Raw genomic sequence first — 12410 nt, 5'->3', positions numbered from 1 at the left:
GGTCCTTCGTCAGTCGTCTCGTCATCAGTACGTCATCACTACGCGTCGGTAGAGGCGTCGCTGTCACCATGTCGCCCTCAGGCTCCTGTGTGAAGCGCGGGGGTGGCCCCTCATCGTCGGGACGACACTATCGTCCGCACGATCGGGATGTCCGCCCGGATCAGCGCGCTGATCACTACCCGCGCAGGAAACTCACGATTCCCTCAGAGATCCCCTGCGCCGCCTTCTGCCGCCACGCGCCACTGGTCAGCAGCGCCGCGTCCTTGCTATCGCGCATGTTGCCGCACTCGATGAACACCTTGGGAACCGTTGACAGATTGAGACCGCCCAGGTCCTCACGTGTGACGAGACCGGTGCCGTCGCCGATGTAGTTGGACGGGGAACTGCCCGTCGTGCGCGCGAAGTCGTCCACGATCCGCTTCCCGAGGTCCTTCGACGGGGCGACGATCGCGCGGGTGTCGGCGGCACCCTCGCGCACCGAGCCCGGCAGGATCACATGGAAGCCGCGGTTGCCGGTCCCCGAGCCGTCCGCGTGGATCGAGACCACCGCGTCGGCGTGCGCCGCGTTCCCGATCCGGGCCCGCTCGTCCACACACGGCCCGTACGGCCGGTCCTCGTCCTGCGTCAGCTTCACGGTGGCGCCCTGCTGTTGCAGCAGTGTCCGCAGCCGGTGCGCCACGTCCAGCGTGAAACGGGCCTCGCTGTACCCCGAGTTGGTGGACGTCCCCGTGGTGTCGCACTCCTTGCTGTTGGTGCCGATGTCCACCGTGCTGTTGATCTCGGCGGTGTGCTCGACGTTCGTCGGGTTGTGACCGGGGTCGATGACGACGACCTTGCCCGCGAGCGAGGCCGAGCCGCCCGGCGCGGTGCCGCCGGACCCGGCGGGCGCGGACGGTGTGGAGCCGCCGGACGTCCCCTCGCCGTCGGTGGGCGAGCGCAGCACGCTCGACGACGACCCCGCTCCGGCCGTGCGGCCCGCTCCGCCGTCCCCGCCCCCGCCGAGCGTGCCGTACGCCAGCCAGCCGAGCAGCGCGCCCGGCACGAGCACGGCGAGCGCGACCGTCAGCCGGCGGCGCAGCTGGGAGCGGCGGGGCTGCGGGGCACCGAAGGGGTCGAAGGGGTTGGGGGTCGAGCCTGTGTACGACACGCCCGCCACCCTAGCCGGAGGCCTGTCCGGTCACCTCCACCGACTTGTAGGCGGTGCCCTGGGGGGCGAGGCAGACGAACCAGGAGTACGGGGAGCCCGCGGGATCGCGGATCACCAGCTCGTCGCTGTTGACGTCGTCCGAGGAGGCCCGCTCGACCACGGTGGTCGTGCCGTCCTTCCAGGTGCAGGTGACCTGCCGGGCGGTCTTGGCGACATGGCCGATCACCAGGCGCTGGGCGTCCTCGCCGGGGAACAGGGGGATGGAGGCGGCCTCGACGTCGGTGCCCGACAGGGTGTCGCCCTTGGGCACCAGGTTCTCCGTCACATCTTTGTCCCGGGCCTCGTCGCCGGTGCGCCGGTACACGAAGTACGCGATCTTGCCGACCAGGTCGGAGGGCGTGCTGACGCCTTCCGGGTACTCGCCGTACTCCGCCATCGCGTCGAGGGTGGACCGGGCGTCCGCCGTGTCCACCGGGGCCAGCCACACGTCGATGCCGACCTGCCACGGCTCACCCCCGTCGGTACCGGTCGCCAGGACCGTCCGCCCGTGGGGCTGGAACGGATTGGGCGTCCCCGTCACCGACGGCTGGACCGCCGGCAGTCCCCGGTCCGTGCTCCCCGGCAGCCCCGACACCGCCAGCGCCCCCGTCGAGCCGGCCACCACCAGGGCCGCGGCCCCCGCCACCGCCCAGCGCCGCGCCTTGCGGCGGCGGCCCCCGCGGATCAGCGCCTGGGTGGGGGCTATGCCGATCTCCACCTCGTCCGCGGCGTCGGCCAGCAGGAGGGCGATGTCGTGCTGTGTCATGCCGTGGTTCTCCCGGTCCGCGCTCATCATGTCCGCCCTCCGTGCGTCACCATGTCCGCCAGTCCCGGTATGGCACGCAGTTTCGCGATCCCCTTGGCCGCGTTGCTCTTGACCGCGCCGACCGAACAGCCCATCGCCTCGGCCGTCTGCGACTCGGTCAGGTCCTCCCAGTACCGCAGGACCACCGCCTCGCGCTGCCGCGGCGGCAGCTCGGCCAGCGCCTTCAGCAGGGCGTGCCGGTCGTCGGCCTGGGCGATGCGGTCGCCGGTGTCGGCGATCTCGTGCGCCAGGCCCGGGTCCTCGCCCCTCGGCGCGAGGAACTCACGCAGCTTCCTGCGGTATTTGCGGGCGTGCGCGTTGATCATCACGCGCCGTACGTACGCCTCCGGTTCGTCGGCCGAGGCGACCCTGTTCCAGGCCACATAGACCTGTTCGAGCGTCGTCTGGGCCAGGTCCTCCGCGGCGTGCTGCTCCCCCGTGAGGAGGAATGCCGTACGCATCAGCCGCGGCCAGCGGCCGATGACGAAGGCCTGGAACTCCGTGTTCCCGGCCTGTTTCGAATCCCCCATGGCACCTCCTAGATGTTCAAAGGAGGCCCCGAGGGGTCAGGATCGTTGCCCCGGCGCGGAAAGTTTTTCCGACGCCTCGCCGACCGGCTCCGCCCCGTCGACCCCCGTGGCCCCGCCGGTCGCGCGCGGCAGCCACACCAGCATCAGCACGACCCCGGCGAGCAGCACCCCCGTGCCCGTGCGGAACGCCAGCGCGTACCCCTCCGTCAGGGCCTGCGGTGTCCCGCGTCCCGCCGTCCGGGAGGCCGCGATCGTCGACAGGACCGCCAGGCCCAGCGAGCCGCCCATCGTGCGGGAGGTGTTGACCAGGCCGGAGACCAGGCCGGCCTCGCCGGGCGCCGCCCCCGAGGTGGCCAGCGCGGCCAGCGGGGTCGACGCCAGGCCGGCGCCCAGCATCATCAGCACGCCCGGCAGCATGATCCCGGTGACGTACGGGTCGTCGATCCGCATCGTCGACTGCCAGCCGAAGCCGGTCGCCGCGACGAGCGTGCCCAGCGCCGCCACCGTGCGCGCCCCGGCCGTGCGCATCAGGCGCGGCGCGAGCTTCGAGCCGAGGACGACGGCCAGCGAGCTGGGCACCAGCGCGAGACCGGCCTCCAGCGGGGTGTAGCCGAGGGCGTTCTGCGCGTACAGCGTCAGGAAGAACCACATGGCGAACATCGCCGAGCCGGACAGGAACATCGCCGCGTTCGCCGCCGACACCGCCCGCCGCCGGAACAGCCCCAGCGGCATCAGCGGGGCCGCCGTCCGCGCCTCGACGGCGAGGAACAGCCCGATCAGCGCGAGCCCGGCGGCCAGCGGCACGAGCGTGGACGGCGCCGTCCACCCCTCGGCCTCCGTCTGTGAGATGCCGTACGCCAGCGTGGCCAGTCCGGCCGTGACCAGCAGGGCGCCCGGCAGGTCCAGGCGGCGGCCGGCCGCGGCGCGGCTCTCCCGCAGCCACCGCAGGGCACCGGCCAGCACGACGGCCCCGACGGGCACGTTGATCAGCAGCACCCACCGCCAGGACAGGACGTCCACCAGCACGCCGCCGACGAGTCCGCCCGCGGCGCCGCCGCCCGCGCCGACCGCCGTCCACGTGGCGATCGCCCGGGCCCGGGCGGCACCCTCCGGGACGGCGGAGGTGACGATCGTCAGCGTCGCCGGGGCGAGCACCGCCGCGCCCAGGCCCTGCACGGCCCGCGCGAGGAGCAGCTGCCAGCCGTCCTGGGCGAGTCCGCCGGCCAGCGAGGCCAGAGTGAACAGGGCGAGCCCGGCCAGGAACATCCGCTTGCGGCCGTAGAGGTCGCCGGCGCGACCGCCGAGCAGCAGGAAACCGGCGAAGGCGATGGCGTAGGCGTTCACCACCCACTGGAGTCCGGACGGGCTCAGGTCCAGATCGGTCCGCATCGACGGCAGGGCCACGTTCACGACGGACACGTCCAGCACGACGAGGAACTGTCCGGCGCACGCGAGCGCCACGACCAGCCAGGCGGCGGGAGCGCCACGGCCGGGGCCGTGGGGGCGGGCGAATCTGCGGGGGCGGGTGGTACCGGCGGATTCCAGCATGGGCGTCATGGTCTCAACCGGGCTGCGCCCCTTGCATCGGGATTTGGCCCTAGGCCTGAGGTCCGGTTCCGAGGTTCGGCTACGAGGCCAGGTCCCGAGGTCCGGTCCCGAGGCCAGGTCCCGAGGCCAGGTCCCGAGGTCCGGTCCCGAGGTCCGGTCCCGAGGTCCGGTCCCGAGCCCGGAGGGGCGCCCGCTTTCCCAAGAGAAGCTAAAGAAATTGTTAGCGCGTCGAAGTATCGGAATAGTTGCCCATGCATACAGGTTCGGGGTCCATGTATCCCCTACGCGCCGCCCCGGAGGCCCCCTTCCATGACGCACACGACGATCGAACGGCCCACCCGCCGGGCGCGCGGAGCCGTCGTCCCGGTGCTCGCCTTCGCGGGCATCGTGGTCGCGGTGATGCAGACCCTGCTGGTCCCGGTCATCAAGGACCTGCCGCAGCTGCTGGGCACCTCGCCCAGCAACGCCACCTGGGTCCTGACCTCCACCCTGCTCTCCGGGGCCGTGGCCACCCCGATCATGGGCCGCCTCGGCGACCTCTACGGCAAGCGGCGCATGCTCATCCTCAGCCTGGCCGTGATGGTCGTCGGCGCCCTGGTCAGCGCCGTCACCAGCGCGCTGCTCCCGATGATCGTCGGCCGTACCCTCCAAGGCTTCGCCATGGGCGCCATCCCGCTCGGCATCGGCCTGATGCGCGACATGCTGCCCCGTGAGCGGCTCGGCTCGGCGATGGCCCTGATGAGTTCCTCGATCGGCGTCGGCGGCGGCCTCGCCCTGCCCGCCGCGGCCCTGGTCGCCCAGCACACCGACTGGCACGCCCTCTTCTACGGCGCCGCCGGCCTCGGCGCCCTCGCCATCGCCCTCACCCTCCTCGTCGTCCCCGAGTCCCCGGCCCGCGCCGAGGGAACCTTCGACCTGCCGGGCGCGATCGGCCTCTCCGCCGGCCTGGTGCTCTTCCTGCTGCCGATCACCAAGGGCAGCGACTGGGGCTGGACCTCCGGCACCACGCTCGGCCTGTTCGCCGCGTCGGCCGCGGTGCTCCTGCTGTGGGGCGTCTACGAGCTGCGCACCAAGGCACCCCTCGTCGACCTGCGCACCACCGCCCGCCCCGCCGTCCTCTTCACCAACCTCGCCTCGATCATGGTCGGCGTCAGCTTCTACGTCGTCTCCCTGGTCCTGCCGCAGCTCCTCCAGCTGCCCACCGCCACCGGGTACGGCCTCGGCCAGTCGATGGTCGTCGCCGGACTGCTGGTGGCCCCGCTCGGCCTGACGATGATGGTCACCGCGCCCGTCTACGCCCGCCTGTCCGCGAAGTACGGCCCCAAGGTCACCCTGATCCTCGGCATGCTGATCATCGCGATCGGCTACGGCGCCGGCCTCGGCCTGATGAACGCCGCCTGGCAGAGCCTGGTCATCGCGGTGGTCCTGGGCGCCGGTATCGGCCTCGCCTACTCCTCGCTGCCCGCCCTGATCGTCGGAGCCGTCCCCGCCTCGGAGACCGGCGCGGCCAACGGCCTCAACACGCTGATGCGGTCCATCGGCACGTCCGTCTCCAGCGCCGTCATCGGCATGGTGCTGGCCAACACGGCGAACGACGTGGGCGGCGTCGCGGTCCCGACCATGCACGGCTTCCGCGTCTCCTTCCTGATCGCCACCGCCGCCGTCGCCGTCGGCCTGGTGCTGGCCCTGTTCCTGCCCCGGCAGCAGCGCCCGTCCGCCGGACCGCAGCTGCGCGCCAGCAGCGAGGAGGACGCCAACCTGGAGCGCGCCGAAGAGGCCCTGCGCGGCTTCCGGGGCCGGGTCCTGGACGCCGCCGGCACGCCGGTCGCCCGCGCCCGGGTCACCCTGATCGACCGGCGCGGCCGCCAGGCCGGCGCGACCCTGTCCGAGGAGGACGGCAGCTATGCCCTCGCCGTCCCCGCCCGGGGCGCGTACGTCCTCGCCGCCAAGGCCACCGGCCACGGACCGCTCGCCTCCTCCGCGACCCACGCGGGCGACGAGCAGGCCGTACGGCTGGACCTCGCGCTGCCGGGCGAGACGGTCACCGCGTAGGCGCTCCGCCGGACGGGCCGTGCTGTGCCGCCGGTCGTCCGCGGTGCCGGCGGCGCCGTCGGGGCTGGTCGCGCAGTTCTCCGCAGTTCTCCGCGCCCCTTCAGGGGGCTGCCGAACCGCGGCGGACTTCGCCGGACCCGCTCGGTTCGCTTCCGCCCCCCCCCGAGATCCCGCACCCCCTGTCGCTCCGCCGGCCGGGGGTGCGGCAGCATGGGCGCCCGTACACCCACCACCCGTGTTGGAAGGCAGGCCCCATGACCGCGGCACCGAAGCCCGAGATCCTGGCCGCGTTCGAGGCCGCGAAGGGGTTCATGCCCGTGGACGAGGGCCTCGCGCTGTACGCGGCCGCCGTCGAGGCGGGCGGGCTCGGGCTGCCGCTGCTCGAGGTCGGCACCTACTGCGGACGCTCCACGATCCTGCTCGCCGACGCGGCCCGCGCCGCCGGCGTCACCGCGCTCACCGTCGACCACCACCGGGGCAGCGAGGAGCAGCAGCCGGGCTGGGACTACCACGACCCGGAGACCGTCGACCCCGAGATCGGCCTGATGGACACGCTGCCCACCTTCCGCCGCACCCTCCACCGGGCGGGCCTGGAGGACCACGTCGTCGCCCTGGTCGGCCGCTCGCCGCAGGTGGCGAAGGTCTGGTGCATGCCGCTCGGCCTCGTCTTCATCGACGGCGGCCACACGGACGAGCACGCGACCGCCGACTACGAGGGCTGGGCGTCCCATGTGGCGGAGGGCGGCCTGCTCCTCGTCCACGACGTGTTCCCGGACCCGGCCGACGAGTTCACCGGCCAGGCCCCCTACCGCGTCTACCTGCGTGCCCTGGCCTCCGGCGCCTTCCGGGAGGTCTCCCACACCGGTTCCCTGCGGGTGCTGCGGCGCACGGCCGCGGACTTCCAGGACCGGCGGGGCGACTAGGACCTGTCCGGCCGATCATGCCGCAGACGCGGGGTGTGGCACGCCCTCCCCCGGAGGGGGTACCCCCAGCGGCGTTGTCGTCGGTTGCCGACTCCCCCACGCTCGGCTGCGCTCGCGCGGGGGGACCCCCATCGCGTCGACGCCCTCCTCCGCCTTGCAGCTGCACGCACCACACCCCGCTCACCGGCGTGCCCAGGCACCGCCGCTTTCCTGCGACTTGATCGGCCGGACAGGTCCTGGTGCGACCAGCGTCCTGAGTCGGAAATCATCGGAGATCACGACGGCGCCGTGCGTCCGCGTCGACGGCGGTGCCGGAGCACCCCCGCCCCCACCGCCACGGCCGCCACCAGCAGCGCCGGGACCAGCACGGCGGGCCGCAGGACGGAGCGGTAGAGCGGGGCAGGCGACGCCTCCAGCGGGATCGTCGCGACGTCGTTGCCGGTGGTGCGGTCGAACGGGTTGTAGGTGCGGATGGTGCCCTTCGCCCCCGGGACCCGCCGGTCGATCCGGATGTGGAAGTCGATGGCGGTCGTCCCGCCTTCGTGCCGCACCTCGTAGAACCGGTCGTAGCCGATCTCGCAGACGAACGCCCCGCCCGGCCTCTCCGGCCGGTTGCACGCCCATGACCCGCCGTCCCCCTCGAAGCTGTACGGGACGGAGGTCACCGTGGTGCCCTCCGGCGGGACCACCTCGAAGCGGCCCAGTTCCTCGGGGCCCGGCGGCCGGCCGGGGCCGAGGTCGCTCACCCCGAGCCGCACCTTCACGGTGTCGCCGACCCGGCCCCGCACGGTCGCGGTGACGGGACGGTAGTCGACCTCGTGGTGACGCCGACCCTGCCGTGGCTGTCGTCGAAGTCCTGGCCGGCCGTGCGGACCAGGCCGATCGGTGCGCCCGAGCCGCGCACGGTGTGGCCGGCGGGCCTGCGCGGGGCCGCCGACCAGGTGTAGGTCACCTCGCCGATCGGCTGCTCCGGATCGGTGACCGAGTAGACCAGCGGGGCGCTCGCACGGTAGGCGGCACCCGCCGCGGCCCTCGTGGGGAACGTGCACCACGCCGAGGTGGGCGCCTGCCCCGCGTAGAAGCAGTTGCTGTGCCGGGCGGTCAGCGTCATCCCGTCCGACACGTTCACCTGTACGGCGACGCCGTCCGCCGTGGGGAACCGGGTCCTGTTCGTGAACCGCGGGGTCACCTTCGCCGGCGTCCCCGGCGCCAGCCCGCTCACGCCCGGCTCCTGACCGGGCGCGGCCAGTGTCGGACCGCCGACAATCATCCGGGTCGTGCCGGTGAGGGCCGCCGCGTTGTCGGCGGTGGCGGTGTACGTGACCGTCCCGCTGTCGCCCGGCTTCACGCCGTCCACGCCGTGCAGGGTGAAGGGCGGGTTGCTCTCCCCGTCGCCGTTCTGGAGATCGCCGTACACGCAGGTGAACACCGGGGCCTCGCCGGTGCAGTTGCCGCCGTGGCCCCGCTCCACCCGGGCGACGCCGGCCAGCCCCGAGGCGTCCACGACGACCCTGACGTTCCGGGCCGGGCCGCCCTCGCTCGGCACGACGTACACGGGCACCACGAAGTCGTCGTTCGCTGCCCCGGCACCCTCGTCGGCGTTGTACATGACGAAGGTCTTCTCGGTCTCGAACCGCAGCACGACCTCGTCGGATCCGGCGGCCGCGGCGGGCCCCGGGGCCAGGGCGAGGACGGCGGTGAGGACAGTGGCGAGGACGGCCGTGAGGCTCGACACCCGGGCGGCCGCCCGCCGGAGCACCCGTCCGAGTATCGGCAACAGCGTGGGCATGAGCATGCAGGGACTATGCACTATGCCGGCGCCACCGGTGCCGATGCCGGTGCCGCTACAGCCAGCCCTGTCGGCGGGCCTCCCGCATCGCCTCCATCCGGTTGCGGGTGGCCGTCTTGCCGATGGCGGAGGAGAGGTAGTTGCGGACCGTGGACTCGGACAGGTGCAGCCGCCCGGCGATGTCCGCGACCGTCGCGCCGTCCGCTGACGCCTTCAGTACGTCGCACTCGCGGGCGGTGAGCGGGTTCGGGCCCGCGCCCAGGGCGGCCGCGGCGAGCGCCGGATCGACGACCGTCTCGCCCGTCAGCACCCGGCGGATCGCCGCCGCCAGCTCCTCCACGGGACCGTCCTTCACCAGGAAACCGGCGGCCCCCGCCTCCATGGCCCGCCGAAGGTAGCCGGGCCTGCCGAAGGTGGTCAGGATCAGCACCCGGCAGTCGGGCGCCTGGTCGCGCAGTTCCGCGGCGGCCTCCAGACCGCTCATGCCCGGCAGTTCGATGTCGAGCAGGGCGACGTCCGGGCGGTGGAGCAGGGCCGCGTCGACGATGGCGTCCCCGGCTCCCACCTGGGCGACGACCTCGATGTCCGCCTCCATCCCCAGCAGCAGGGCGAGCGCGCCGCGCAGCATGCTCTGGTCCTCCGCCAGCAGCACCCTGATGGACTTGGCGGGCCGGTGGTCGCGAGGCATCTCGTCCAGGGGCCGGCCGGGCATCTCGTTCACGGGCCAAGGGTAGGTCCGGCCGGAACGGGAGGCAGCTCCCGTGCGGGCTCCGGTGTCGCGGACGGCGTCGGCGTGGGCGTCTCCACGGGGAGTTCGGCCGTCACCGTGAAGCCGCCGCGCGGGCCCGGACCGGCCGTCAGCGAGCCACCCGCCGCCGCGAGGCGCTCCCGCAGACCGATGAGCCCGGTGCCACCGCTCCTCGCGCAGGCCGCAGTTACGTCATCGACACCTCGGCCGCCGACCGCATCCTGCTCACCGACCGCATCCTGCTCGCCGCCGGTGCCCCGCCCCTCGTCCGTGCCCCGCCCCTCGTCCGTGCGCCCCTCGTCCGTGCCCCACCTCTGGTCCGTTTCCGGCCTCTCGCCCGCCCCCCTCCCGTCGTCCGTCACCGTCAGCCGGACCCGTTCTGTCGAGCCCGACACCGTGATGCCGCAGTGCGTGGCGCCGCTGTGCCGGACCACGTTGGTGACCGCCTCGCGCACCACCCAGCCCAGCAGGGCGGCGGTCCGCGGCTCCACCGGCGCGCCCGACTGGCTGACGGAGGGCTCGACGCCCGCCGCCATGAGCGCCGAACGGGCCCGGTCCAGCTCGGTGGGCAGGCTGCCCTCGCGGTAGCCGGTGACCGCCTCGCGTATCTCGGTCAGCGCCTGCCGGCCCACCGACTCGATGTCCGTGATCTGCGCGAGGGCGGAGTCGAGATCGCGGGGTGCCAGCCGCCGGGCCGCCTCCGACTTCACGACGATCACCGACAGGGTGTGCCCGAGCAGGTCGTGCAGGTCCCGGGAGAACCGCAGCCGTTCCTTCTCCACCGCCCGCCGGGCCAGCTCCTCACGGGCGGCGCGCAGCTCCCGCACCGCCTCGGCCAGGGTCAGGATCACGGCCGTCACCACCGTGGAGATCCACGTGGCGTAGGCGATGTCCAGGCCGCCCCAGCCGTCGTGCAGGACGGCGACCACCCCGGCGAGCAGACTGAGCACCACGCTGCTCGCCCGCAGCCGTGGTCCACGCAGGGCGGCGCCCGCGGCGAGGCCGAGCAGCGGGAAGAAGAGCAGCCAGTTGCCGCCGTAGGCACCGGCGAGACCGCAGGTCACCAGTGCCATGACCGCCAGCGCCACCCGGGTGGACGGCGCCTCGCGCTTCTCCTTCACGAAGGAGCGGACGGTCACGTAGATGTAGCAGGAGTTGAAGGTGAGCAGCCCCAGGCCGCCGAGCAGCGGGTTGGGTGTCTCGCCCTGGAAGAGGTTCGAGAACGCGCCCATTCCCAGCAGCAGCCAGGGCAGCAGGGCCACGGGCGTCGGCGGCGGGCCCGGCGGTTCCCCAGGGCCGCCCGCCCGACGGGCGGCCCGCTGCTCGGCCCGCTGCTCGGCCCCGTACCGCTTCTGTTCCGCCCGCCAGGCGCGCTGGCGCTCCCGCGCCGCGCGGAACGGCGCGCGCCAGGCGGCCCCGTGGCATGCCGCCATCTGCCCCCACTGCCTCGGTGACCTCGCCATGTCCCCGCCCCCGATCGATCCGGCCACGTCCTCGTTCTCGACGCTACGGTTCCGGGCGGCCGTCCGGCAGGGCCGCATGTCATCGACCGGGCAGGACAAATGTCATCGACAGGCGCGCCCACCCCCACCCCGCCGCCCTGCGCCTTCCTCCCCCGCCCTCTGTTTCTGACATGCCGTCAGGAGTCTTCACAACTACACAGGGCTCGGCTATACAGAGGGTCGCCGCACTGGAACGCGTTCTAGAACCCCGGCGGGTTCCGCGGCCCCGTGACGACCTCGGTGCGGCCGACGGTGCGGACGGCCGTGCCGGGGTCTTGCACCCCGTACCGCCACCGTCAGGAGCCCCATGCCCATCGACGCAGCCAAGGCGCTCGCCGCCGAACCCCGGACCGGCGAGATCTCCTGGGACCGCAAGGACGTCCAGCTCTACCACCTCGGGATCGGCGCGGGCGTCCCCGCCACCGACCCCGACGAACTGCGCTACACGCTGGAGTCCCGGCTGCACGTCCTGCCGAGCTTCGCCACCGTGGCCGGCTCCGGCTCGCCCGGGGTGATCAGCGGACTGTCCATGCCCGGCGTCGACGTCGACCTCGCCCGCGTCCTGCACGGCGGACAGCGCCTGGAGATCCACCGGCCGCTCCCGGTGGAGGGCCGCGCGACCGCCACCGGCCGGATCGCCGCCGTGTACGACAAGGGCAAGGCCGCCGTGCTCGTGATGCGCACCGAGGTCGCCGACGCGGACGGGCCGCTGTGGACGAACGACGCCCAGATCTTCGTACGCGGGGAGGGCGGCTGGGGCGGCGACCGGGGGCCGTCCGCCCGGCTCGAACCGCCCGTGGGCGAGCCCGACAAGGTGGTCGAACGGGCGGTCCGCGAGGACCAGGCCCTGCTCTACCGCCTCTCCGGCGACTACAACCCGCTGCACGCCGACCCCGAGTTCGCGAAGCTCGCCGGATACGACCGGCCCATCCTGCACGGCCTGTGCACCTACGGGATCACCCTCAAGGCGGTGGTCGACACGCTGCTCGACGGGGACGTCACCCGGGTGCGGTCGTACGCCACCCGCTTCGCCGGGGTCGTGTTCCCCGGCGAGACCCTGCGCATCCGGCTGTGGCGGGGAGAGGGCGGGGTGCGGGTGGCCGTGAGCGCGGCCGAGCGGGAGGACGCGGCGGTCCTCGCGGACACCGTCGTCCGACACACCTGAACGCCCCGTTCCGGCGCACCTGAGCCCACCGCCCGTTCCGGCGCACCTGAGCCCACCGCCCGTTCCGGCGCACCCGGACCCACCGCCCGTTCCGGCACACCCGGACCCACCGCCCGTTCCGTAAGGCACCGCCCGTAAGGGGACCCGAGGGGAGAGCCGCAC

Annotated in this window: 11 protein-coding genes; 3 read left to right on the top strand and 8 right to left on the bottom strand. The window is 73.5% G+C overall.

The annotated features are described in order from the left end of the window. Window positions 1–175: 175 nt before the first annotated feature. Genes ACZ6D7_RS06285 through ACZ6D7_RS06270 form a run of 4 tightly spaced genes read right to left on the bottom strand, consistent with a single transcriptional unit; the run spans window position 176 to window position 4069 of the window. On the bottom strand, window positions 176–1147 hold the full coding sequence (locus tag ACZ6D7_RS06285; RefSeq protein ID WP_469484229.1) for an N-acetylmuramoyl-L-alanine amidase: 972 nt from the start codon (window positions 1145–1147) through the stop codon (window positions 176–178). Between the two features lie 10 nt (window positions 1148–1157). Then, entirely contained in the window at window positions 1158–1982 is an 825-nt protein-coding gene (locus tag ACZ6D7_RS06280; RefSeq protein ID WP_469484226.1) for a hypothetical protein, read from the bottom strand. Further along, window positions 1979–2521, bottom strand: coding sequence for a SigE family RNA polymerase sigma factor (locus ACZ6D7_RS06275; protein WP_469484224.1), 543 nt, complete (start codon window positions 2519–2521; stop codon window positions 1979–1981). The genes ACZ6D7_RS06280 and ACZ6D7_RS06275 overlap by 4 nt, the downstream gene beginning before the upstream one ends. 36 nt (window positions 2522–2557) lie before the next feature. Continuing rightward, window positions 2558–4069 carry an MFS transporter gene (locus ACZ6D7_RS06270; protein WP_469484221.1) on the bottom strand — a complete coding sequence of 504 codons (1512 nt, stop codon included), beginning with the start codon at window positions 4067–4069 and terminating at the stop codon, window positions 2558–2560. Between the two features lie 309 nt (window positions 4070–4378). On the opposite strand from ACZ6D7_RS06270, the gene ACZ6D7_RS06265 reads away from it, so the two are divergent. Both ACZ6D7_RS06265 and ACZ6D7_RS06260 read left to right on the top strand, forming a co-directional pair. Continuing rightward, window positions 4379–6121 (top strand): MFS transporter, encoded by a 1743-nt coding sequence (locus ACZ6D7_RS06265; protein WP_469484218.1) that lies wholly within the window; start codon window positions 4379–4381, stop codon window positions 6119–6121. Window positions 6122–6375: 254 nt separating this feature from the next. Further along, window positions 6376–7044, top strand: a complete 669-nt coding sequence (locus tag ACZ6D7_RS06260; protein ID WP_469484217.1) for a class I SAM-dependent methyltransferase — start codon at window positions 6376–6378, stop codon at window positions 7042–7044. A 275-nt stretch (window positions 7045–7319) separates the two neighbouring features. Here ACZ6D7_RS06260 and ACZ6D7_RS06255 read toward each other — a convergent pair whose 3' ends face one another. Genes ACZ6D7_RS06255 through ACZ6D7_RS06240 form a run of 4 tightly spaced genes read right to left on the bottom strand, consistent with a single transcriptional unit; the run spans window position 7320 to window position 11014 of the window. Beyond that, window positions 7320–7790, bottom strand: a complete 471-nt coding sequence (locus ACZ6D7_RS06255; RefSeq protein ID WP_469484214.1) for a hypothetical protein — start codon at window positions 7788–7790, stop codon at window positions 7320–7322. Between the two features lie 14 nt (window positions 7791–7804). Further along, a complete protein-coding gene (locus ACZ6D7_RS06250; RefSeq protein ID WP_469484211.1) occupies window positions 7805–8839 on the bottom strand; it encodes a hypothetical protein in 1035 nt (344 codons plus the stop codon). 49 nt (window positions 8840–8888) lie between these two features. Further along, window positions 8889–9521, bottom strand: coding sequence for a response regulator (locus ACZ6D7_RS06245; RefSeq protein WP_469484563.1), 633 nt, complete (start codon window positions 9519–9521; stop codon window positions 8889–8891). A 29-nt stretch (window positions 9522–9550) separates the two neighbouring features. Beyond that, complete coding sequence (locus tag ACZ6D7_RS06240; protein ID WP_469484208.1) at window positions 9551–11014, bottom strand: sensor histidine kinase; 1464 nt, start codon at window positions 11012–11014, stop codon at window positions 9551–9553. Window positions 11015–11390: 376 nt separating this feature from the next. Here ACZ6D7_RS06240 and ACZ6D7_RS06235 point away from each other — a divergent pair, with 376 nt between their 5' ends. Then, entirely contained in the window at window positions 11391–12248 is an 858-nt protein-coding gene (locus ACZ6D7_RS06235) for a MaoC/PaaZ C-terminal domain-containing protein (RefSeq protein WP_469484205.1), read from the top strand. The last annotated feature ends 162 nt before the right edge of the window (window positions 12249–12410 follow it).

The sequence above is a fragment of the Streptomyces sp. NPDC041784 genome, from assembly GCF_055591025.1.
The sequence above is the reverse complement of the archived record's forward strand: the minus strand, read 5'-3'. Positions and strand labels throughout refer to the sequence as shown.